General features: G+C 61.3%; 21 protein-coding genes. 15 read left to right on the forward strand and 6 right to left on the reverse strand.

Annotated elements, in window-relative coordinates; all coding sequences use genetic code 11:
- Position 1 precedes the first annotated feature (1 nt).
- Entirely contained in the window at positions 2-634 is a 633-nt protein-coding gene (locus tag B2G88_RS05535; RefSeq protein WP_087714190.1) for a 50S ribosomal protein L1, read from the reverse strand.
- A gap of 219 nt (positions 635-853) precedes the next feature.
- On the opposite strand from B2G88_RS05535, the gene B2G88_RS05540 reads away from it, so the two are divergent.
- The 7 genes from B2G88_RS05540 (at position 854) to B2G88_RS05570 (ending at position 6,339) form a co-directional block, all read left to right on the forward strand.
- On the forward strand, positions 854-1,447 hold the full coding sequence (locus B2G88_RS05540) for a hypothetical protein (protein WP_087714191.1): 594 nt from the start codon (positions 854-856) through the stop codon (positions 1,445-1,447).
- A gap of 76 nt (positions 1,448-1,523) precedes the next feature.
- Positions 1,524-1,925, forward strand: coding sequence for a DUF7475 family protein (locus B2G88_RS05545; protein WP_054863116.1), 402 nt, complete (start codon positions 1,524-1,526; stop codon positions 1,923-1,925).
- Complete coding sequence (locus B2G88_RS05550; protein ID WP_087714192.1) at positions 1,918-2,709, forward strand: CDP-alcohol phosphatidyltransferase family protein; 792 nt, start codon at positions 1,918-1,920, stop codon at positions 2,707-2,709. Before B2G88_RS05545 ends, B2G88_RS05550 begins: the two co-directional genes overlap by 8 nt.
- Positions 2,710-2,849: 140 nt before the next feature.
- Positions 2,850-3,863 (forward strand): zinc-dependent alcohol dehydrogenase, encoded by a 1,014-nt coding sequence (locus B2G88_RS05555; RefSeq protein WP_087714193.1) that lies wholly within the window; start codon positions 2,850-2,852, stop codon positions 3,861-3,863.
- Positions 3,864-3,938: 75 nt separating this feature from the next.
- Complete coding sequence (locus B2G88_RS05560) at positions 3,939-4,340, forward strand: 6-pyruvoyl trahydropterin synthase family protein (protein ID WP_054863115.1); 402 nt, start codon at positions 3,939-3,941, stop codon at positions 4,338-4,340.
- On the forward strand, positions 4,322-5,437 hold the full coding sequence (locus B2G88_RS05565) for a glycosyltransferase family 4 protein (RefSeq protein ID WP_087714194.1): 1,116 nt from the start codon (positions 4,322-4,324) through the stop codon (positions 5,435-5,437). Before B2G88_RS05560 ends, B2G88_RS05565 begins: the two co-directional genes overlap by 19 nt.
- Complete coding sequence (locus tag B2G88_RS05570; protein WP_087714195.1) at positions 5,437-6,339, forward strand: hypothetical protein; 903 nt, start codon at positions 5,437-5,439, stop codon at positions 6,337-6,339. The genes B2G88_RS05565 and B2G88_RS05570 overlap by 1 nt, the downstream gene beginning before the upstream one ends.
- 76 nt (positions 6,340-6,415) lie before the next feature.
- On the opposite strand, the gene B2G88_RS05575 is transcribed toward B2G88_RS05570, so the two are convergent.
- The 3 genes from B2G88_RS05575 to B2G88_RS05585 form a co-directional block, all read right to left on the reverse strand.
- A complete protein-coding gene (locus B2G88_RS05575; RefSeq protein ID WP_087714196.1) occupies positions 6,416-6,898 on the reverse strand; it encodes a 50S ribosomal protein L11 in 483 nt (160 codons plus the stop codon).
- A 91-nt stretch (positions 6,899-6,989) separates the two neighbouring features.
- Positions 6,990-7,295: a divalent-cation tolerance protein CutA gene (gene cutA / locus B2G88_RS05580; RefSeq protein ID WP_054863113.1), complete on the reverse strand. Its 306-nt coding sequence runs from the start codon at positions 7,293-7,295 to the stop codon at positions 6,990-6,992.
- 87 nt (positions 7,296-7,382) lie between these two features.
- On the reverse strand, positions 7,383-7,568 hold the full coding sequence (locus tag B2G88_RS05585) for an HEWD family protein (RefSeq protein ID WP_054863112.1): 186 nt from the start codon (positions 7,566-7,568) through the stop codon (positions 7,383-7,385).
- A gap of 306 nt (positions 7,569-7,874) precedes the next feature.
- Here B2G88_RS05585 and B2G88_RS05590 point away from each other — a divergent pair, with 306 nt between their 5' ends.
- Both B2G88_RS05590 and B2G88_RS05595 read left to right on the forward strand, forming a co-directional pair.
- The gene (locus B2G88_RS05590; protein ID WP_087714197.1) at positions 7,875-10,205 is read left to right on the forward strand and encodes a methyl-accepting chemotaxis protein; all 2,331 of its coding nucleotides are present in this window, start codon (positions 7,875-7,877) and stop codon (positions 10,203-10,205) included.
- Positions 10,206-10,294: 89 nt separating this feature from the next.
- Entirely contained in the window at positions 10,295-12,850 is a 2,556-nt protein-coding gene (locus B2G88_RS05595) for a disk-shape morphogenesis protein volactin (RefSeq protein ID WP_087714198.1), read from the forward strand.
- A gap of 8 nt (positions 12,851-12,858) precedes the next feature.
- Here B2G88_RS05595 and B2G88_RS05600 read toward each other — a convergent pair whose 3' ends face one another.
- Positions 12,859-14,076 (reverse strand): MFS transporter, encoded by a 1,218-nt coding sequence (locus B2G88_RS05600; protein ID WP_087714302.1) that lies wholly within the window; start codon positions 14,074-14,076, stop codon positions 12,859-12,861.
- Positions 14,077-14,334: 258 nt separating this feature from the next.
- On the opposite strand from B2G88_RS05600, the gene B2G88_RS19865 reads away from it, so the two are divergent.
- Together B2G88_RS19865 and B2G88_RS19035 are read left to right on the forward strand one after the other, a co-directional pair.
- Positions 14,335-14,517: a DUF7501 family protein gene (locus tag B2G88_RS19865; protein WP_054863136.1), complete on the forward strand. Its 183-nt coding sequence runs from the start codon at positions 14,335-14,337 to the stop codon at positions 14,515-14,517.
- Between the two features lie 157 nt (positions 14,518-14,674).
- Positions 14,675-14,815: a rubrerythrin-like domain-containing protein gene (locus B2G88_RS19035; protein ID WP_140408822.1), complete on the forward strand. Its 141-nt coding sequence runs from the start codon at positions 14,675-14,677 to the stop codon at positions 14,813-14,815.
- Positions 14,816-14,862: 47 nt separating this feature from the next.
- Here the strand turns inward: B2G88_RS19035 and B2G88_RS05610 are convergent, their stop codons facing one another.
- Positions 14,863-15,342 (reverse strand): hypothetical protein, encoded by a 480-nt coding sequence (locus B2G88_RS05610; RefSeq protein ID WP_054863106.1) that lies wholly within the window; start codon positions 15,340-15,342, stop codon positions 14,863-14,865.
- Between the two features lie 122 nt (positions 15,343-15,464).
- Here B2G88_RS05610 and B2G88_RS05615 point away from each other — a divergent pair, with 122 nt between their 5' ends.
- From B2G88_RS05615 to B2G88_RS05630, 4 genes are all read left to right on the forward strand, one after another.
- A complete protein-coding gene (locus tag B2G88_RS05615; RefSeq protein WP_054863105.1) occupies positions 15,465-15,833 on the forward strand; it encodes an SHOCT domain-containing protein in 369 nt (122 codons plus the stop codon).
- Positions 15,834-15,885: 52 nt separating this feature from the next.
- Positions 15,886-16,665, forward strand: a complete 780-nt coding sequence (locus B2G88_RS05620; RefSeq protein ID WP_087714199.1) for an HAD-IIA family hydrolase — start codon at positions 15,886-15,888, stop codon at positions 16,663-16,665.
- Positions 16,666-16,730: 65 nt separating this feature from the next.
- Positions 16,731-16,949, forward strand: a complete 219-nt coding sequence (locus B2G88_RS05625) for a glycine zipper 2TM domain-containing protein (protein ID WP_054863104.1) — start codon at positions 16,731-16,733, stop codon at positions 16,947-16,949.
- 53 nt (positions 16,950-17,002) lie between these two features.
- Positions 17,003-18,055, forward strand: a complete 1,053-nt coding sequence (locus B2G88_RS05630) for a S66 family peptidase (RefSeq protein ID WP_087714200.1) — start codon at positions 17,003-17,005, stop codon at positions 18,053-18,055.
- Positions 18,056-18,058: the final 3 nt, after the last annotated feature.

Consider the following 18,058-nt stretch of genomic DNA (forward strand, 5'->3'; position numbering starts at 1 on the left):
CTTAGGCCACCTCCACGGATGGGCCCATCGTCGTCTTTACAAAGACGGCATCGATGTTCTGGGGGCCCTTCTCGAGGTCAGCGTGCAGGCGACGCAGGATGACGTCGATGTTGTCAGCGACGTCTTCGGACTCCATTGCCTCGGAGCCGACGAGCGTGTGGAACGTTCGTCGGTCACCGGAGCGAAGCTGCACGGTATTTTTGAGTCGGTTGACGGTCTCGACGACGTCGTCGTCGGGCGAGAGCGGGTCCGGCATTTTCCCGCGGGGACCGAGAATGGTACCCAGATGCCGGGCGATATCTTGCATCATCGCCTCTTCGGCGATGAAGAAGTCCGTCTCGTCAGCCATATCTTTGGCTTCGTCATCGTCCAGATCGGCCACATCACTGACAGAAAGCACGTCGTCCGCAGCGTCTTCGGCGCGGACGGCCGTTTCTCCTTCAGCAATGACGACAATAATCGTTTCCTGGCCGGTTCCGGACGGCAGGACGATAGACTCGTCAACACGGTTCGACGGTTCGTTCAGGTCAAGGTCGCGCAGATTAATCGCAAGGTCCACCGTCTCGGTAAAGTTCCGGTCGGGTGACTCCTCGAGTGCGCGAGCCACAGCGGTTTGAATATCCGTATCTGCCATCGTTCACCTCCGTAGTACGCAGGGTTGCTCCTACGGGTCAGTGAAACAGGCTACGCCTGTCTCCTTTGAACGAAGCGCCATGGCAAACTTAAACCCGTCGAACTGACAGTCCCAGCGCTCGAGCCTCGAGCGAACGGGAATCGAACACATGACACATGGACCAATAATATTTCAATACCATCGAAACTAATATTATAGCACCGGTTGTACGAGATGCGTATGTGGGCTGTGGAGGTACTAGCTACTGGGGGAGAATCGACGTATCTGGTCGCGTCCAGCGGTGGACTGGACGCCTACCGAGCACTGGCCCCGCCCATACGCGCGGGCGGACAGTTTCTTGGAACGCTCGTCATTGCGCTTGTCGTACTAGGCCTGTTACAGGAATCCGGCCCACGGTCGGTCCGAACTGTCCGCCGGAGTCCGATCATTTCCTGCTGTATCGGGCTGCCGGGTGCACTGGTCATTGCCGGCCTCGCTCAAACAGGCTCCCTACTGCTGGGTTCAAGTCTCGGGATTTTCTTCGGAATCCCGTTCGTCATCTTCGGCCTGACAGTCCTGCCACTTCTGACCACGATAGGGGTTGTCGCAATCGGCCAGACGATCACGACTCGAGTCGGTCGAGACGGACTGGGAGCCGGCGTTCTCGCTGGAAGCGCACTCGCGGGACTTGCGGGCCTCTCACTGGGTGCGACACTCGTCCTCGCCAGCCTCGCGGCAATACTCGGCGTCGGGGCCGGGGCTCGCGTCCTGTTCGCCGCAGGTGGATCGACACAGCCAGAAGAGCGCACCGTCCCACCAGCGAACAAGATCTGACGCGACGCCACACACTGGCGACTCGAGGCCGTTCCGTCCCAAACTGTTTCTCACTCGAGGTCGACAGAACTCGTAGATGCGCGTTGCGACCGAGAACTTGCAGGGAGCGTGGTCGTCGCTTTCGCCGCTCCACTGGCTCGGAATCGCCCTCGCAGCCGTCACTGCGCTTGTCCATCTCGTGTTGGGTGTTGACTTTCTTCCACACTGGATGGGCATCGCGTTTCTCGTCGCAACCGCTGGATTTCTCCTTGGAATCGCCCTCGTTGTCTTCGACATCCACCGGCGACTCGTCTACCTCGCCGGTATCCCTTTTACCGCCACCCAACTCATCCTCTGGTACGATCTCAATCGACCGACCGCAGTCGGCGATCTCTCGGCCCTCGAGGTCATCGACAAAGTTACACAGGCGCTCTTGCTCGCCGTGTTGATCGCACTGTATCGACGCGAACGGCCACCGCGTGAGACGAGCAATGAGTGAGACGACACTCGAGGACGAGTCGGGAACGCAACCACACCTTCTCCCGCTGTGGGGCCGTGTGACACTTGGCCTCTGGCTCAGCGCTGCAGCGCTCGTTCTCAGCCTCGCGTTTGGACTCGCGCTCGAGGATGGCGGGACAGCTGTGATTTCATCCGTCTGGTTCCTCGCGCTCGTCGGGTTTGTTCTGGTCCTTGAGTCAGGCATCTTCGTTCGGATCGTCTCGGAGACGCGCCGTAGCGCCGGTTCAGAGCCAGTTACACTCGCGACGTGGGTGACTGTCACACGAGGGGCAGCAAGTGCGGTGCTCGCTGGATTCATCGTCGTTCCGCGGCCGGATGGAGTGCTCGTCTGGGCACCTGCAATACTGTTCGCTGCGGGGGCCGCACTCGACGCCGTCGATGGGCTGCTCGCCCGCCGAACTGAGACGACGACGGCGCTCGGCGCTCGAGTCGACGTGGAAACGGACGCCCTGATCGTGCTCATCGGGACGCTTGTCGCCATCGCAGCCGATACCGTCCCGCTGGCGTTTCTCGCGGTCGGCCTAGCACGCTACCTGTTCATCTTTGGCTGCTGGTGGCGACGGCGACGCGGCCGTCCCGTCCTCGAGTTACCAGAGAGTCGACTCCGTCGCCCACTGGGTGCACTCGCGATGGGCACGATCTGGCTCGCCCTGTTACCGCCTGTCGATCCCGCGCTCTCGCGGACGGTGGCATTCCTCGTCCTAGTCCCGTTCGTCCTCAACTTCACTCGAGACTGGATCGCTGTCGCAGGCTATCGCCGCTGAGCGGGGACTACTGCTCGAGTGCGAATTCGACTCTTGAGAAGCAGACAAACGGTAAAGTATCGCCTCGTCAAAATGGTTCGTAGTGTGACTAATCGCAATCTGGAGAGACTGTCCGTCGTGTTCCAGCGAGGCGAGCACCAGTGAGCGCGCGGACACTCTATTTCACTGCGCCGCGCACGGTTGCCGTTCGACGTCAGCCGGTTCCTGAGCCCGGCCCCAACGAGGTCCGCGTTCGAACGACAGTCTCGGCTATCAGCGCCGGGACTGAGGGGCTGATCTACCGCGGAGATGCGCCGGCGAATCTCCCGGCTGATTCCGAACTCGAGGCGCTCACCGGCGATCTCTCCTTTCCACTCTCGTACGGCTACGCCGCCGTCGGCGAGGTAACTGCGGTCGGCAAGAACGTTTCAGAATCGTGGCTCGAGCGCCGCGTCTTCGCGTACAACCCACACGAGAGTCACTTCTGTGCGCCCACGGACGATCTGCTCGTCGTCCCCGAGGACATCTCCAATCGCGAGGCAGCGTTCGTTGCGAACCTCGAGACGGCCGTGACGTTTCTGCTCGACGGCGCGCCACTGCTCGGCGAGCGCGTCGCCGTCCTCGGACAGGGAGTCGTCGGCCTATTGACGACCGCCGTGCTCGCGGAGATGCCACTCGAGACGCTGGTTACATTCGACGCCTACGAACGCCGTCGCGAACGTTCAGAGGCACTCAGCGCGGACCGATCACTGGATCCGCTCGAGTTCGAGATTCGCGAGGGCGTCGAAGCCGTCGCCGGTGAGCGAACGGACCTCACGTACGAACTCTCGGGCAATCCGGACGCACTCGACGGCGCGATTGCAGCGACAGGGTACGATGGCCGCGTCATCGTCGGGTCGTGGTACGGCACCAAGCCGACAACGCTCGACCTCGGCGGGCACTTCCATCGTGACCGCCTCGAGATCGAGAGCAGCCAGGTGAGCACTATCGCCCCTAGCCTCCGCGGGCGCTGGTCGCGCGAGCGTCGCCACGAGGTTGTCTGGGACTGGCTTCGCCAACTCGAGGTCGAGTCGCTGCTGACACACGAATTTCCACTCGAGGATGCAGGGCGCGCGTACGAACTGCTCGAGGAGCGTCCGGAGGAAGCGATACAGGTGGTGTTGACCTACGAGTGAGGCGGTCCGAACTGCAGTTGCAGCGACCGGTGTAAGGGCTGAGATTTACTACCCGTGACCTGTACTGTGTGAGTCATGTACGAGGTTGCCGTGACGCGCTCGCTCGTCGCGCAGCACTACCTGACAGTGCCCGATCCGGGGCCGGAAGGGGAACTGCACTCACACCAGTTCACGATCACTGCGACGGTACGCGGGCCGGCACTGAACGAATACGCATATCTGGTCGATATCGACGCGCTGGCCGACGCGATGACCACTGTCGCTGACTATTATCGAGAGCAGACACTCAACGATCTCCCCGAATTCGAGGGAACCAACCCGAGCGCGGAGTACTTTGCGACGGTGTTCGCTGACCGGCTGCTCGAGCACGCTGCACTCGAGACCGACGCCATCTCGACGCTGCGCATCGAAATCGAGGAAGACGACGTGGCAACAGTTGCCCACCAGCGCGACCTCTCATGCACGTTGGCCTTGTGATCGCTGGCGACCTCGGCCAGACCTCGGGTGGCTACCGTTACGACCGCAGACTCCGCACCTATCTCGAGGGACAGGGCGAGACAGTCGACGTGATCTCACTCCCCCGCAGAGAGCACGGACGTCACCGCCAGCGAGCCGATCTGGACGACTCGATTCGGACACGATTGAACCAGCCGTTCGACGTGTTGCTCCAGGACGAACTCTGCTATCCGACACTGCTCGAGGTGAATCCACACCTCGAGGCCCCGAAACGAATCGTCTCGCTCGTCCACCTCCTCGAGTCGGCGGACCCTCACGTCACTGACCCACAGGTGCGAGCGCGCGAGCGACGGTATCTCGAGTCCGTCGACGCTGCGATCTGTACGAGCGAGTTTACCCGAACACAAACGACGGCGCTCACGGCGCTTCCGACGGCCGTCGTTCCGCCGGCAGGTCGCCACGAGACAGCAGCCGTCTCGCCTGCCGCCGTCGAGGCGCGTGCAGATGAGTCTCCCTTGCAACTCGTCTTCGTCGGGAATCTCGTTCCGCGAAAGAACATAGAGACCCTCCTCGAGGCACTCGAGCGAGTCGGCGAGCAAGCGGAGTGGGAACTAACCATCGTTGGCGACACGGGGGAAGCCCCCGACTACGTGGCCGACCAGCGCGAGCGCGTCGCCAGCGCCGGGTTGACAGACCGCGTCACGTTCGCTGGCCACGTCAGCGACGACCGCCTCGAGTCCATCCTCGAGCGTGCCCACATCATCGCCGTTCCCTCTTGCTACGAGGGATTTGGAATGGTCTATCTCGAGGCGATGGAGTACGGCGTGGTTCCAATTGCAAGCACCGTTGGTGGGGCCAACGAGATCGTCACGGACGGCCAGAGCGGGTTTTTAGTCGACCCAGCCAATGCCGAACGAATGGCGGAGGTAGTTGAGACACTCGAGCGCAACCGGACCGCTCTCGTTGCGCTTGGCACGCGGGCGCTCACCACTGCTGACTCTCACCCATCCTGGGACGAATCGATGGGGACGTTCCGAACGGTGCTCCAGGAATGGCTCGCAACCGATGACACACGCCTCGAGTCGGTCCCATCGAAAAACACTCGAGGTGAGCGCTGATGAAGGCGTATCTCGAGGCCAAACGAACGGTGGACGACCGGGCGTTGAATCGACGCGTTCTCGAGCGATTCCAGACCGAACTCCCCGATACTGATCCGGTTCGCATCGTCGAACTCGGAGTTGGCGTGGGGACAATGATCACTCGGCTAGCTGCGTGGGGACTGCTCCCCGAGCGCGTCAGCTACCGCGCCGTCGATCACGACCGAAAAACAATCGAACGCGCGCAAAGCCTGGTCCCAGCCGAACTCGAGACGCTGGGCTACGACGTGTCCCAGTCGACGACAGCGGATGCAAACACGGAGACACTCATCGCCGACCACAGCGAGGACCGAACGCGTCTCGAGATTACCCTCGAACAGGCAGACGCGCTAACGCTCGAGGCAACAGCGGACGTCGTCATCGCCGCCGCGTTTCTCGACCTCGTCGATGCCGACGCCGCGGTGCCCGCGCTCGAAGCCATGCTCGAGGATGGCGGGCTGTTGTACGCGCCAATCACCTACGACGGCGGGACCGGGTTCGCGCCACGTGACCCCCTCGATTCCCACCTCGAGCAAGCGTATCACCGCCACATGGACGAGCACAGAGACGGCGGCCGAAGCGATGCCGGACGGCACCTCCTGACCGAACTGCCAGCACGCGACTGGACTGTCCTCGAGTCGGGTGGCTCGAACTGGATCGTGCGACCGAGCGCTGATAATGGCTATCCGGACGCCGAACGGGTCGTCGTTGAACACGTTCTCGAGACTATCGATGACGCCGTTGCGGAGGTGGTCTCAACGCAGGAGACAGACGCGATTCCGGCGCGTGACCGACAGCGCTGGCTCGAGCGCCGACTGGACGAACTCGAGCGTGGAGATCTGGTGTATACGGTAACGAATCTGGATGTACTGGCTCGTCGGTGATCGGGGGAGTTGTGACTCGAGCAGGATGGGGAAAATGGGCTGAAAACGAGCCCGTCAGTTATCGTGTTATCGCGTGTTAGGCGTCGGCTGCGAGGATATCGTCGTACTCGCCGTCGTCGACTTTCGCCTTGAACTCGCGAGCATCGTCGCCTTCGATGGTGACGCCCATCGAGGCGCAGGTGCCGACAACTTCCTTTGCGGCGTTTTTCGCATCGTATGCGAGCAGGTCAGGGTGTTTCTGCTCGGCGATCTGTTTGACCTGATCGACGGAGAGGTCAGCGACGAAATCCTTCTGGGGTTCGCCACTGCCAGTGTCGAAGTCAGCCTCGTCTTTGACGAGTTCTGCCGTCGGTGGGACACCGACGTCAATCGAGAACGACCCGTCGTCGTCGTAATCGACGGTGACAGGCACTTCAGTGCCGTCAAATGCTTCGGTCTGGTCGTTAATTTCCTGTACAACCGCCTGAACGTCGACGGGCGTCGGTCCGAGCTCGGGACCGAGTGGCGGGCCAGGGTTGGCCTGTCCACCCGGAACGAGCACTTCGATGGTTCCAGCCATATCTGTCACAACCCGTGCGCGAGTTTTAAGGGTTGCTTTTTCGCGCAGTCACGTCTGTGACCGACTACCGAACGCACAGCCTCGAGAACGGTTACGGGTCGACGACCTCGTCTCGCCACGTCGCATACGACTCGAGGACGTGGTCCTCGTCAAATCGTTCGATATAGGGGACGTCGTGTGGATGCAGATCCGTGACGCGGTCGACCAGCGCGTCGTAGGCCTCGTCGGTCGTTTTCGCGAGCAAAACGACCTCCTCATCGTGGTGAATCTCGCCCTCCCAGCGATAGGTCGACGTCGTCGGAACGCGATTGACGCAGGCGGCCAGTTCCGCTTCGACGAGCGCTGTCGCAATCGATTCGGCTTCCGCTGGCGGCGTTGTGATGTAGACTGTCGGCATGGCTGATCGTATACTCGAGTGTGCAAAAAGCCCAGCGCTGTGCTATAGACGGCGTTCGAACCGCCTCGAGCAGAAGCGTCCTGCAGATTACTCGTCGGCGACGGGGTTGAACGTGCCGTTGATATCCCACTCGTGAAGGCAATGTGGGCTGCCAACCAGCTTTTTGCCGTCTTTGCGCGCGAGTTGCCACGCGCCGAGTTCGTCGTCCCACCGTTCTTCACGTCCACAGCGTTCGCAGACGCGGGCCGTTGGAGATCGTACCTGTGCGCTCATTATCGGCTGTGTGCACTGAACGCATATAACGCTATTTGTGTGCGCCGAAAATCGGCCACCTTCCGTGTGCGGAAACGGCAGATACTGCCGATAGACGCCCTTCTGACACCTGTTTTGAAAGTCAACGAGACGAGTACGTCACGCAGGTGAATATTTATTATCTATTGTTATAATGTATAGATGAACTGAGTTCTAGACTAGTATGATCAGGAATTCGAGCAATAGAAACAGCGGGCACGGGCAGAATAGAACGCAGACAACAGTCTGGGAGCGACCAGGCAGACACCGCACCCGGTGGGGATATTCATGAGTCGTGATGGCGAAGCAGGTGACACGTCGGCGCAGGCGAACGGATCACTGGTCCCGAACGCACTCAGAAGTCGACTCATCACCAAAGTCGCTCTCGGAATTCTCGTTGTCCTCGTCCTGACAGCCGGGATCAGTACGGTCTTCTATCTCGGCATCAGCGACCACCTCGAGCACCAGGTCGACGAACAGATCGAACAGACGACGGAACTGCACACCAGCGTCGTCGACAACTGGGTTGCCGACCGAGAGCACGACCTCGAGGAACGACAGCGACTGGATGTCCTTCGAAGCAGCGACGAAGACGAGATATCGAGGGTGCTCGAGACTGAATCCTACTCGAGTGACTTCGATGCCCTCCATCTCGTCGATAGCGAGACGGGAACGATCATCGCGAGTTCGGACGACGATGCACTCGAGCGTGATTTCTTCGAGGATGTTGACGCGGAGACGACAACACAATCGACGTTTATCAGTGACGAGCAGTACCGGTCTGCAGTAGGCGAGTCGACGATTGCGATTGGCCAGCCACACAGAGACTATCGGCTGAATCGGCTCATCGTCGGCGAGGTCGATGTAGCCGAGGGCGGGCCGGACCTCCCACAGGCAATCGACGGCGCGGCGACCGCTGTCGTCACCGCCGATGGCGAACTCGTACTCGGGTCCGCAGACGTCGACACCGCACAGGCTGACGTAGCGGGAGACAGCGTCAACACAGCGAGAGACGCCGTCCACATGCACGACGAGGGCGAGCATCGCTACGCTGCCAGCGGACTCGAGTCACATGAGTTTGCCATCGTCACTGAGACGCCCCACGAAACGGCCTTTGCGGTGCGAGACGAGGTACTCTGGAGTTTCGCTGCAACGATTGTCCTGAGTGGGGTCGTTCTCACCGCCGCCGGTGTCGCTGGCGGCCGCAGCGTCTCGAGTGATCTCTCCCGACTCGAGTCGCGTGCACACGCGATGGAAGATGGTGACCTCTCGGTCGAGTTGTCGACCCGGCGCGTCGACGAAATCGGCTCGTTGTACGCCAGCTTTGGGGCAATGCGGGACTCGCTTCGCCACCAAATCGAGACGGCACAGTCCGCCCGCGAGGACGCCGACGCCGAGCGCGAGCGCGTCGAGCAGATCAACGCCGACCTTGAGGCTGCAGCTGAGGAGTACTGTACGGTCATGGAAGCCGCAGCTGGCGGGGAGCTACAGGCACGCGCGGCTGTCGAGACTGACAACGAGGCGATGCAGACGATTGGGACCGAGTGCAACGAAATGCTTGCTGCAATCGACGCCACAGTCGCTGACTTACAGACGTTCGCCACACAGGTCGCACTCGCCAGCGAACAGGTCACCGCCTCGAGCGAGGAGGTTCGGACAGCAAGCGAGCAGATCAGCGACTCCGTCCAGGACATCGCAACGGGCGCGGAATACCAAAACGATGCGTTACAGACGGTCACGACGGAACTCTCGGATCTCTCGGCGACGACTGAAGAGATCGCAGCCTCCTCGAGTGAGGTCGCAGCCATTGCTGAACGAACGGCAACCGCCGGACAGACGGGCCACGAGGCTGCCACCGACGCTCTCGACCGAATGAACGAAACCGAATCCGAGGCCGAACAGGCCGTCACTGAAATCACCGCACTCGAGGACGACGTTAGCCAGATCGACGAGTTGATCGAGCAGATCCAACAGCTTGCAGAGCAGACCAACATGCTCGCGCTCAACGCGAACATCGAGGCCTCGAGATCCGAGGGTGGAGAGGAGACCGACGGATTCGGAGCCGTTGCAAGCGAGATCAAGACGCTCTCTGCTGATGCGAAAGCGGCTGCCCAGCAGGTCGAAGATCGACTCGAGCGGATTCGCGAGCAAACGGGTGACTCGGCAGCACAAGTCGAGGCAACGAGTGAGCGGCTGGCGACAGCGAGCGAGCAGGTCGAGCAGGCAGTTGCTTCACTCGAGGAGATTGCGACGTATGCCGACCGAACGAACGTCGGCGTCCAAGAGATTTCGACGGCGACGCAGGCTCAGGCAGCGACGACACAGGAGGTCTCGACTATCGTCGACGAGACGGCATCGATTGCAGCCCAGACGACTACCGAAACCGAACACGTCGCGGCGGCGACCGAAGAACAGACTGCAGCGCTGACCGACGTGACCGACTCGGCGACGACGCTGTCGACACGGGCAACCGACCTCTCGAACGCGCTCGAGCATTTCGAGACGACAACCGAGGCTCCGTCTCGAGACTCCGAGCGAGTGGATCGGAAAGCAGACATCGGGCACCCACCAGCAACCGGCGCGTTCGAGTTCGATGACTCGAGCGAGACGAACAAGTAACGGTGGACTCGAGCGGATGAGACTGACTGATTTTCACGTCTGGTATTTGGGCACAAAACACCAAGAGGTCGGTCTTAGTTTGTGTGGGCATGGCATACGGTCTCGATCTCGGCCCGGACGCGGTTCGGGCGGCACGCGATACCGGCAGGGGGATGGAAATCGACACGTCACCGCTCGGTGATGGTGGTGCGTGCGACACTGGCAGCGCTGGCGCTGTCGAGGGAACTGAACAAACACAGACTGTAGGACAGACGGGGGAGACAGGCGAACCCATCAGCATGGACACGCTCGAGGCTGCTGTTGACTCCGTTCTCACGCTCGAGTCGGGAGCAGAGACGCTCTGTTATGCGATTCCGGACCCGGTCGGGACGAACGACGTGGCAGCCACGCGCTATCGCGAGGCAGTCGACGCAGCCACTGCAGCTCACGACATCTCGCTGACGGCGATTGATCGCGGGTTCGCGGTGATCTACGACCAGCTTTCGGCGGACAAGTTCACTGGTCTCGGCGTCTATCTCGGCCGGCAGACGACGACGGTTTCGCTCGCGTATTACGGCGTCCCAGCGCTCTCGTTTTCTCTCCCCATCGGCAGTGAGTGGGTACTTGAGCAGGCGACAGCCGAGTGTGGGGCTGCCCGCGAAACAGTCGCCGAGACACTCGAGACGTTTGCACTCGATCCCGACACCACAGGCGAGATTGAACAGGCACTGGCCCAGGCCTACGATGCGGTGATCGCCAGCATTCTCGAGGAACTTCTCGAGCGAGCCGATGACGGGACGGTTCAGGAGAGCGTTGCCGTGCCGGTCGCGGTCGCCGGCTCGGGCGCAGTCGACGGCCTTGAGTTCCTCATTGGCGGCCGATTCGACGCGGCTCCACTCCCATTTTCGATTCGCGGCGTCCGATTTGCAGAGGCGCCGACTGAAAGCGCCGTTCGTGGGGCAGCCACAGCAGCCGCAGATGGCGTCGACGGGACAATCGAGTGGGACGAACTCGAGACGACAGCAGAGCCGGATACTGAAAGCACCAACTCGAGCGCCAGCGGCGGTGACACTGAAACAGCACTCACGTTCGACGACGGGGCCGCAACCGCAGCCGATCCATCAGACAAGGCGATAGACGACTTATTCGACCGTCTCGGCGACCGCGATGCCGAGCTCGAGGCGCTCAGAGACGACCTCGAGAGCGTCGATAGCTCACTCACGACGACACTCGAGGGTCTCTCCGACCGAACCGCTGCGGTCGAAGCTGAACTCGAGGAAACCGCCTCGACAGCTGCGAGTGAGACGGAACTCAACGCACTCGAGGACGAGGTCAGCACGCTCGAAGAGGCCCTCGACAGGCTCGAGGATGACCTCGAGAGTCGTCAAGAGGCCCATGAGGCGCATGTTGGGGCCGTCGATGACCGACTTGCAGAAACTGTGACGACTGACGACCTCGAGACGCTCGAGGATCGACTCGCAGACCTCGCGCAGACTGTTGACGACGACACTCTCACAGAAACAGTGGAGACGCTCGAGGACGACCTCGAGACGCTCGACCGTCGCTTCGAGACGCAGTCGAGCCAGTTCGAGAGTCAGGAAGCCCGTCTCGAGGGTGTTTCGGGTCGACTCGAGGAACTCACGACGCGAATCGACGCCATCGCTGGCGACCTGGACGATGAGCGTGATGCACGAGAAACACAACTCGAGGAGATCGAACGGGTGGTTGAAACGGGACTCGAGGACGTGGAAGACTCGCTCACAGCGGATCTCGAGTCCGCCGAGACACGTACTGCAGCCCTCGAGGAAGAACTCGAGGCGACGACAGCCACAGTCTCTGATGTGACAGACGAAATCGAGACCCTCGAGTCGAGCGTCGAGGACCTCGATGAGCGAACTGCGGCTGCTCCAACCGACGTAGATCTCGAGCGTGTCGAGGCACCCATCGACGCACTCGAGGCTGAAATTTCGGGGCTCGAGACGCGCATCGAGGAAAGACACGACAAACATACCGATCTCGCGGAAACGGTGGAGACGCTCGAATCGACGGTCGAGGAATTGCCAGACGAAGGCACTGTTGTCACTGCAACAGCGCACTCCGCGGTTACGGATCGGATTGGCGCACTCGAGGACGACGCCGAGACGCGGGCCGAGCGCCTCGAAGAACACGCCGACCAGTTGACTGCGCTCGACGAGACAGCCGACCGAGTGGCAGCGCTTGCAGAACAGGTCGACACAGTCGCGACGCAGACAGACACCAGCGATATCGAGTCCACACTCACGGACCTCGAGACGCGTCTCGAGTCGGTTGCCGACCAGCAGCCGTCGGCGGAGACGATCAGCGCGCTCGAGGATCGGGTGTCGACGCTCGAGGAGGGACATGCAGAGACGCCAGCGACGGCTGACGTGGCCACACAGACGGAGTTCGAAACGCTGCAGACCGAACTGGAGTCGGTTCGCTCGCGTGTCTCCGAGATGGACGAGGCTGACGACGACGCGCTCGATGGACCATCGCTCGTGCAGCCAATCGCCGCCGGTGGCGGAAGTGCTGGTCTCGTCGCCGGGTTCGTTGCCATACTTGGCGGCTCAGGAATGGTCGGTGCCGGTGCACTCATCGGTGGCGCACTGGTGCTCATCGGGGCGATTGCGACTGCTCGCAAGCAGTGACTCGTCTCCTATCGGTCCGTCACCCAGAGGAAGATACTGAGTACAGTTGCGGCCGCAACCGAGGCGGCCAGGACCGAAAACGCCAGTTGGAAGCTCGCAACTTCGGACAGCACGCCGACAATCGCCGGAGAGATCGCCCCCGCACCCATGAGCAGCGTTCGAACAACTCCCAGTCCACCACCTGCAACGTCATCCGGGATCGCACTCATGAGATAGGCCCCTCTGACGGGGCGAAAGCCGTGTGATCCGATTCCGACCGCGACGAGTGCGGCCCCGAGGACGACCGGGCCAGCCGTCTCAGTCAGTGCGATGAGCGTGACGAGTGCGACCGTCGCGAGCGAGAGTAAAGCGACGATGATCGGCAGTCGACCGAGCCGGTCGCTCAGTTCACCAGTCCCAAGTTGGACCAGACTCGCAAGGAAGAACGCACTGTAGAGCACTCCTGCCGTCGCATCCGTCACCCCCGCTTCGGCGGTCAGATACAACGGTGCGAACGCGACGAGGCCGTTGTAGGTAAACGCAAACAACACCGTCAGCAAGGCGAATATCGAAAATCGCCACTCTCGAAACAGGGTTGCATACTGGCCGAACGCAAACGCCTCGCGAAGTGCCGGTGTGGCATCACCCGCCGTTTCATCCGGCACTCGAGCCGGAACACGAACCCAGAACGCGACTGCGAGGACGAGTCCGAGAATCCCTGTCCCCAAAAAAATGAGCCGCCAGCTCGCGCCGAACGCGAAGTGGACGCCTGCGACTGCGACGACAGCCGTTGGCGCGATCACACCGCCGAACGTGCCGAACGTATCGAGGACGCCGAGTGCGCGGCCCGTCCGATGGGGATAGGCTCGAGAGAGCAATCGAACGGCGACAGTTTTGTGCGCGCCGGTTCCCGCCCCCATCACGAGCATCGCACCCACGAGCACGAGAAACGGCGAGTCGACGATGAGTACCAACGAGCCACTGGCTGCGAGCACCACGCCTGCCGTGACGACGGAGACGGAACCAAGCCGATCAGCGAGCACGCCCGACGGAAACTGCATTGCGGCATAGACGAGCATGAAGCCGGTAAACGCCAGCCCGAGGTCGGCGTTCGAGACGCCGTAACTCGCCTGAAACGAGCCAAATAGCGGCGGAAACGCGTAGCGGAGAAACTTCGCTAGAAACCAGATTGCAGCCGTCAGGACGAGCACGTCGGCTCGAGTGAGACGGCGAAGCGTTCCTCTCATTAGTGGACCCACGCGCGTTGAAGCGACGAGAAACCACCGATGCTCGCCGGCTGTGAGAGCAGCCATCAAACCAAGCCGTGACGAGCGGGCACTCGAGGTGAGAGTCCGCCTATCGTGAACGATGAAAATAGAGATTCAACAGCCATATCCAGATGTAGTAGCTTAAAGAGCAACTAAATACTCATTTTAGAGTACATTCATAATCCAAATAGCGTGTTTCGAGTTACATTTATGTAGTTGGTCGTTGACGACGTCCATATGGCAGTGAATGGTACTCGAGAATGGACTGATCCCACAACGTGTCCCTTCTGTGGGGACCAGTTGTCATCACCCGGCGTGGGGTTTGTTGATCACATAGACGACAGTGGTTCGTGTGAACAGGAGTTCGATCACTGGCGCGAAAACGTGGCTGGTGACCTCGCTGGAGAGTGGAGTGGCTGAGTCACAGCGAGGACCGCAACGGCAGACGGCCACCGACACACCACCCTTTTAGACGAACGTTCAGTATTAAACCACAATAGTAGGGAGAGTATTGTATAGAGTGATACACAAGCATCTCCACAGAACATTCTTTTATGTGGTATGTTCTCACAGTGCTATGGTCTACACGGACCCATACACACCAACCCGTTCGCGGTACGAATGCCGGCGTTGTGGCTATCAGGAATCAACCGACTCACTCAGTTCTTGTCCCGAGTGTAACGGACACACACAAAACATCGCTGTTGGCAGGGAGTAGGTCCCGACGCCTGCGGCGACTCTCACTGTGGTTCCACGGTTTCGTCGTCAGTCGAAATCCGGAAGATCCTCTGGCGGTTCGTACTCGGCTTCCCAGTCGATATAGTCATCTTTGAGCACCTCAGAGACGATTTGTCCGAACTCCGTCAGTTCGGCATTGATCGCAGAGACCGTGCCCCAGGTGTCGAGTTCCGGGTGATATTCTCGAGTCTGCCAATCCTCGGGGATTCCCGGCGCGTGATACCCCACGCGGTCGGCGAAATCGTCCCAGAAGAAGTCGAACTCTGAAAAGAGTTCGAGATCGCGAGCAATGTCGTACTCTCGACGCTCGAGGTCAGTCTCTGCGAGCCACATGTCGAATGCCGCCTCCCAGGCACCGGTCTCGAGGAACTCCTGAAGTTCCTCCCGGCGGTAGTCGACGTCGACGCCGTCGTCGGCGCTGATCGTTGCGTCTTCGTACTCGTTTGGATCGACGAACTCCAGTGCCGGTGGCGCTGGCGGTTCGGGTGCGTCGGCCGCGAGTGTCATACCTGTCCGTAGGAGCGGTCGGTGGATAAGAATTCTCACCGACGCCACACAGATGGCGGACCCGAAACTGGCGACGAACAGCGAACCATATCGTTATTCCTGTCGACGATATAGACACTCGTATGGCCAGCGATAGCGGTGGGCGAGACTACAACCTCACGGAACTGTTCGCCCTCAAGTTCGTCCTCGCGGACGTGGTGATCATCGCGGCGCTGTTATTGGCAGGCCCGTGGGTCGCAGTCGCGATCACTGCGCTGTTCGTACTCAGTTTTGTTCTGCTCTGGTATCTCACCCGACCCGCAGACGACACAGACGAGACCGAACAGGCTGTTGATCCGGTCACCCAACTTCAGCAACGCTACGCCGCGGGTGAACTCTCCGAAACCGAGTTCGAACGCCGCCTCGATCACCTCGTCGAATCGAACGAACGCGCCGAACGTGCTGGCGTCGACACCGACGAGTTAGAACTCGAGTACGAGCGCTCGGATTGACGCTGCTGGCGGAACCAAACACTCAATCACGCGCCACCCGTAGCACTGAATCATGACCGAGTACGAGGCCGTGATCCTCGACATCGACGGGACAATCATTCGCGGCGACGACCTCCTTTCCGGGGCGGCCGCCGGCATCCGAACCCTCGAGGAGGCGGGCTGTTCGCGGCTGTTATTTTCGAATAACCCGACGCGGGGTAGCGCCCACTACCGCGAGAAACTCGCACCGTACGGACTCGAGGTTGACCCGGAGACCGTCCTGACCTCGGCGACGGTGACCGCACAGTACCTCGCCGACACCCATCCCGACGAGCGCGTTTTCCTCGTTGGGAGCCCGCGACTCGAGACGATTCTCGAGGAGGCAGCAATCGAACTGACGACGGCCCCCGACGCGGCCGATGTCGTCCTTGGCTCGTTCGACCGCGAGTTCTCCTACAGCGATCTCACCGACGCCTTACAGGCACTCGAGGACGGGAGCGCGTTCTATGGCACCGATCCGGATACGACGATCCCGGTCGACGGGGGCACCATCCCCGGCTCGGGAGCGATTCTCGCGGCCATGGAGGCGGCCGCGGGACGCGAACCCGATGCCATCCTCGGGAAACCCTCCGCGGTCGCCGCCGAGGCAGCGAACGCGCGACTCGAGGCCCCACCCGAACGAACGCTCGTCGTCGGCGACCGGCTCGATACCGACATTGCACTCGGCAAGCAGGCTGGCATGGAGACGGCTGTCGTCCTCACGGGCGTGACGGAGCGGGCGGATCTCGAGGGGGGTAGTCCAGAGCCGGATCACGTCCTCGAGTCGCTCGGCGATATCGAGACGATTCTTTGAGCACTGTGGTTGCGACTCGGAGACATACTTATCCCGCTGAACAACATAGTCACAAGTGATTACATATGCGAGCGAAGCTCACAACCATCGTTCGACGGGCACGCTACGCTGCCTTCGGGGCCGCAGTCGGTGCCGCGGTCGGCAGTCTGTTCGGTCGAAACGGAGCAAGCACTGGCGGCGCAATCGGCGGACTGGTCGGCGCGTTCGTCGCCGAAACACGCGAGACAGCAGACGAGTACATCGGCGAAGCGAGAGGACGCGTCGACGACGCGAAAACCGAGTAGCGGCGTCAATCACTCACCTACCACTATTTGTCAGTACGCACATAGCATCTGCCATGACAGTCGTCACGACGCCACCGCCACTCGAGCGCGGCGACAATATCGCCGTCATCGCCCCATCATCGAACCCAATCGAGGAGTACCCACACGTCTACGACCGCGGCCTCGAGCGCTTGCGCGAGGTGTTCGACCTCGAGCCGGTCGAGTTCCCGACCGTCGCGATGGGCAACGAGGAGTTAGCCGACGAGCCCGAAGCGCGCGCTCGAGATATCATGGATGCCTTCGCGGATCCCGAGATCAACGGCGTCATTGCCCTCATCGGCGGTAACGACCAGATTCGCGTCCTCGAGCATCTCGATCCGAAAGTCCTCCGGGCAAATCCAACCAGGTTCTACGGCTACAGCGACAACACGAACCTTGCGCTGTATCTCTGGAATCTGGGAATTGTCTCCTACTACGGCCCCTGCGTCTTCACCGAACTCGCAATGGACGGCGAGATGTTCGAGCACACAATTGCGTACACCGAACGTGCCTTCTTCGCGAACTCGTTTGGCGAGATTCAGCCCGCCGAGCGCTTCACCGACGAACCCGGCGACTGGGCAGATCCCGACTCGCTCGAGCAGGCCCGCGACACCGAAGCGAATCCGGGTTGGCACTGGGCCGGCGGCGACGACCCCGTCTCGGGACGCGTCTGGGGCGGCTGCCTCGAGATTCTCGACCAGCAGTTCCTCGCGGACCGATACCTCCCCGACGAGGACGACCTCGAGGGGACGATCCTCGCGCTCGAGACCTCCGGGGAACTGCCCGATTCCAGGTGGGTCGCTGGCGTCCTCAGAGCCCTCGGCGAGCGCGGCCTGCTCGAGCGCTTCGCCGGCGTGCTCGTCGGTCGCCCGGCAGCGCGATCACACCTCGATGACCGCCCGCGGGAGCGTCGCGACGCGTATCGAGACCAGCAGCGCGAGGCAATCGAGGGCGTCCTCGAGCGGTACAATCCGAGCGCACCGCTCGTCTGCAACGTCGATTTCGGGCACACGTGGCCGACGACGCCGATTCCACTCGGCAGCGTCGTCGAGATTGATCCCGAGAGCGAGACGATTCGCTTCGAGTGAGTT

Origin of the sequence: Natronolimnobius baerhuensis (assembly GCF_002177135.1) — an archaeon.
Lineage (GTDB): Archaea > Halobacteriota > Halobacteria > Halobacteriales > Natrialbaceae > Natronolimnobius > Natronolimnobius baerhuensis.

Bases quoted from the DNA above. Each gene is read 5' to 3' on its own strand.
- B2G88_RS05545 (WP_054863116.1), top strand. From the start codon at position 1,524: ATGCGCGTTGCGACCGAGAACTTGCAGGGAGCGTGGTCGTCGCTTTCG.
- B2G88_RS05575 (WP_087714196.1), bottom strand. From the start codon at position 6,898: ATGGCTGGAACCATCGAAGTGCTCGTTCCGGGTGGACAGGCCAACCCT.
- B2G88_RS19865 (WP_054863136.1), top strand. From the start codon at position 14,335: ATGGCAGTGAATGGTACTCGAGAATGGACTGATCCCACAACGTGTCCC.
- B2G88_RS05620 (WP_087714199.1), top strand. From the start codon at position 15,886: ATGACCGAGTACGAGGCCGTGATCCTCGACATCGACGGGACAATCATT.
- B2G88_RS05625 (WP_054863104.1), top strand. From the start codon at position 16,731: ATGCGAGCGAAGCTCACAACCATCGTTCGACGGGCACGCTACGCTGCC.
- B2G88_RS05590 (WP_087714197.1), top strand. From the start codon at position 7,875: ATGAGTCGTGATGGCGAAGCAGGTGACACGTCGGCGCAGGCGAACGGA.
- B2G88_RS19035 (WP_140408822.1), top strand. From the start codon at position 14,675: ATGGTCTACACGGACCCATACACACCAACCCGTTCGCGGTACGAATGC.
- B2G88_RS05585 (WP_054863112.1), bottom strand. From the start codon at position 7,568: ATGAGCGCACAGGTACGATCTCCAACGGCCCGCGTCTGCGAACGCTGT.
- cutA (WP_054863113.1), bottom strand. From the start codon at position 7,295: ATGCCGACAGTCTACATCACAACGCCGCCAGCGGAAGCCGAATCGATT.
- B2G88_RS05595 (WP_087714198.1), top strand. From the start codon at position 10,295: ATGGCATACGGTCTCGATCTCGGCCCGGACGCGGTTCGGGCGGCACGC.
- B2G88_RS05630 (WP_087714200.1), top strand. From the start codon at position 17,003: ATGACAGTCGTCACGACGCCACCGCCACTCGAGCGCGGCGACAATATC.
- B2G88_RS05560 (WP_054863115.1), top strand. From the start codon at position 3,939: ATGTACGAGGTTGCCGTGACGCGCTCGCTCGTCGCGCAGCACTACCTG.
- B2G88_RS05570 (WP_087714195.1), top strand. From the start codon at position 5,437: ATGAAGGCGTATCTCGAGGCCAAACGAACGGTGGACGACCGGGCGTTG.
- B2G88_RS05610 (WP_054863106.1), bottom strand. From the start codon at position 15,342: ATGACACTCGCGGCCGACGCACCCGAACCGCCAGCGCCACCGGCACTG.
- B2G88_RS05535 (WP_087714190.1), bottom strand. From the start codon at position 634: ATGGCAGATACGGATATTCAAACCGCTGTGGCTCGCGCACTCGAGGAG.
- B2G88_RS05600 (WP_087714302.1), bottom strand. From the start codon at position 14,076: ATGAGAGGAACGCTTCGCCGTCTCACTCGAGCCGACGTGCTCGTCCTG.
- B2G88_RS05565 (WP_087714194.1), top strand. From the start codon at position 4,322: ATGCACGTTGGCCTTGTGATCGCTGGCGACCTCGGCCAGACCTCGGGT.
- B2G88_RS05615 (WP_054863105.1), top strand. From the start codon at position 15,465: ATGGCCAGCGATAGCGGTGGGCGAGACTACAACCTCACGGAACTGTTC.
- B2G88_RS05540 (WP_087714191.1), top strand. From the start codon at position 854: ATGTGGGCTGTGGAGGTACTAGCTACTGGGGGAGAATCGACGTATCTG.
- B2G88_RS05550 (WP_087714192.1), top strand. From the start codon at position 1,918: ATGAGTGAGACGACACTCGAGGACGAGTCGGGAACGCAACCACACCTT.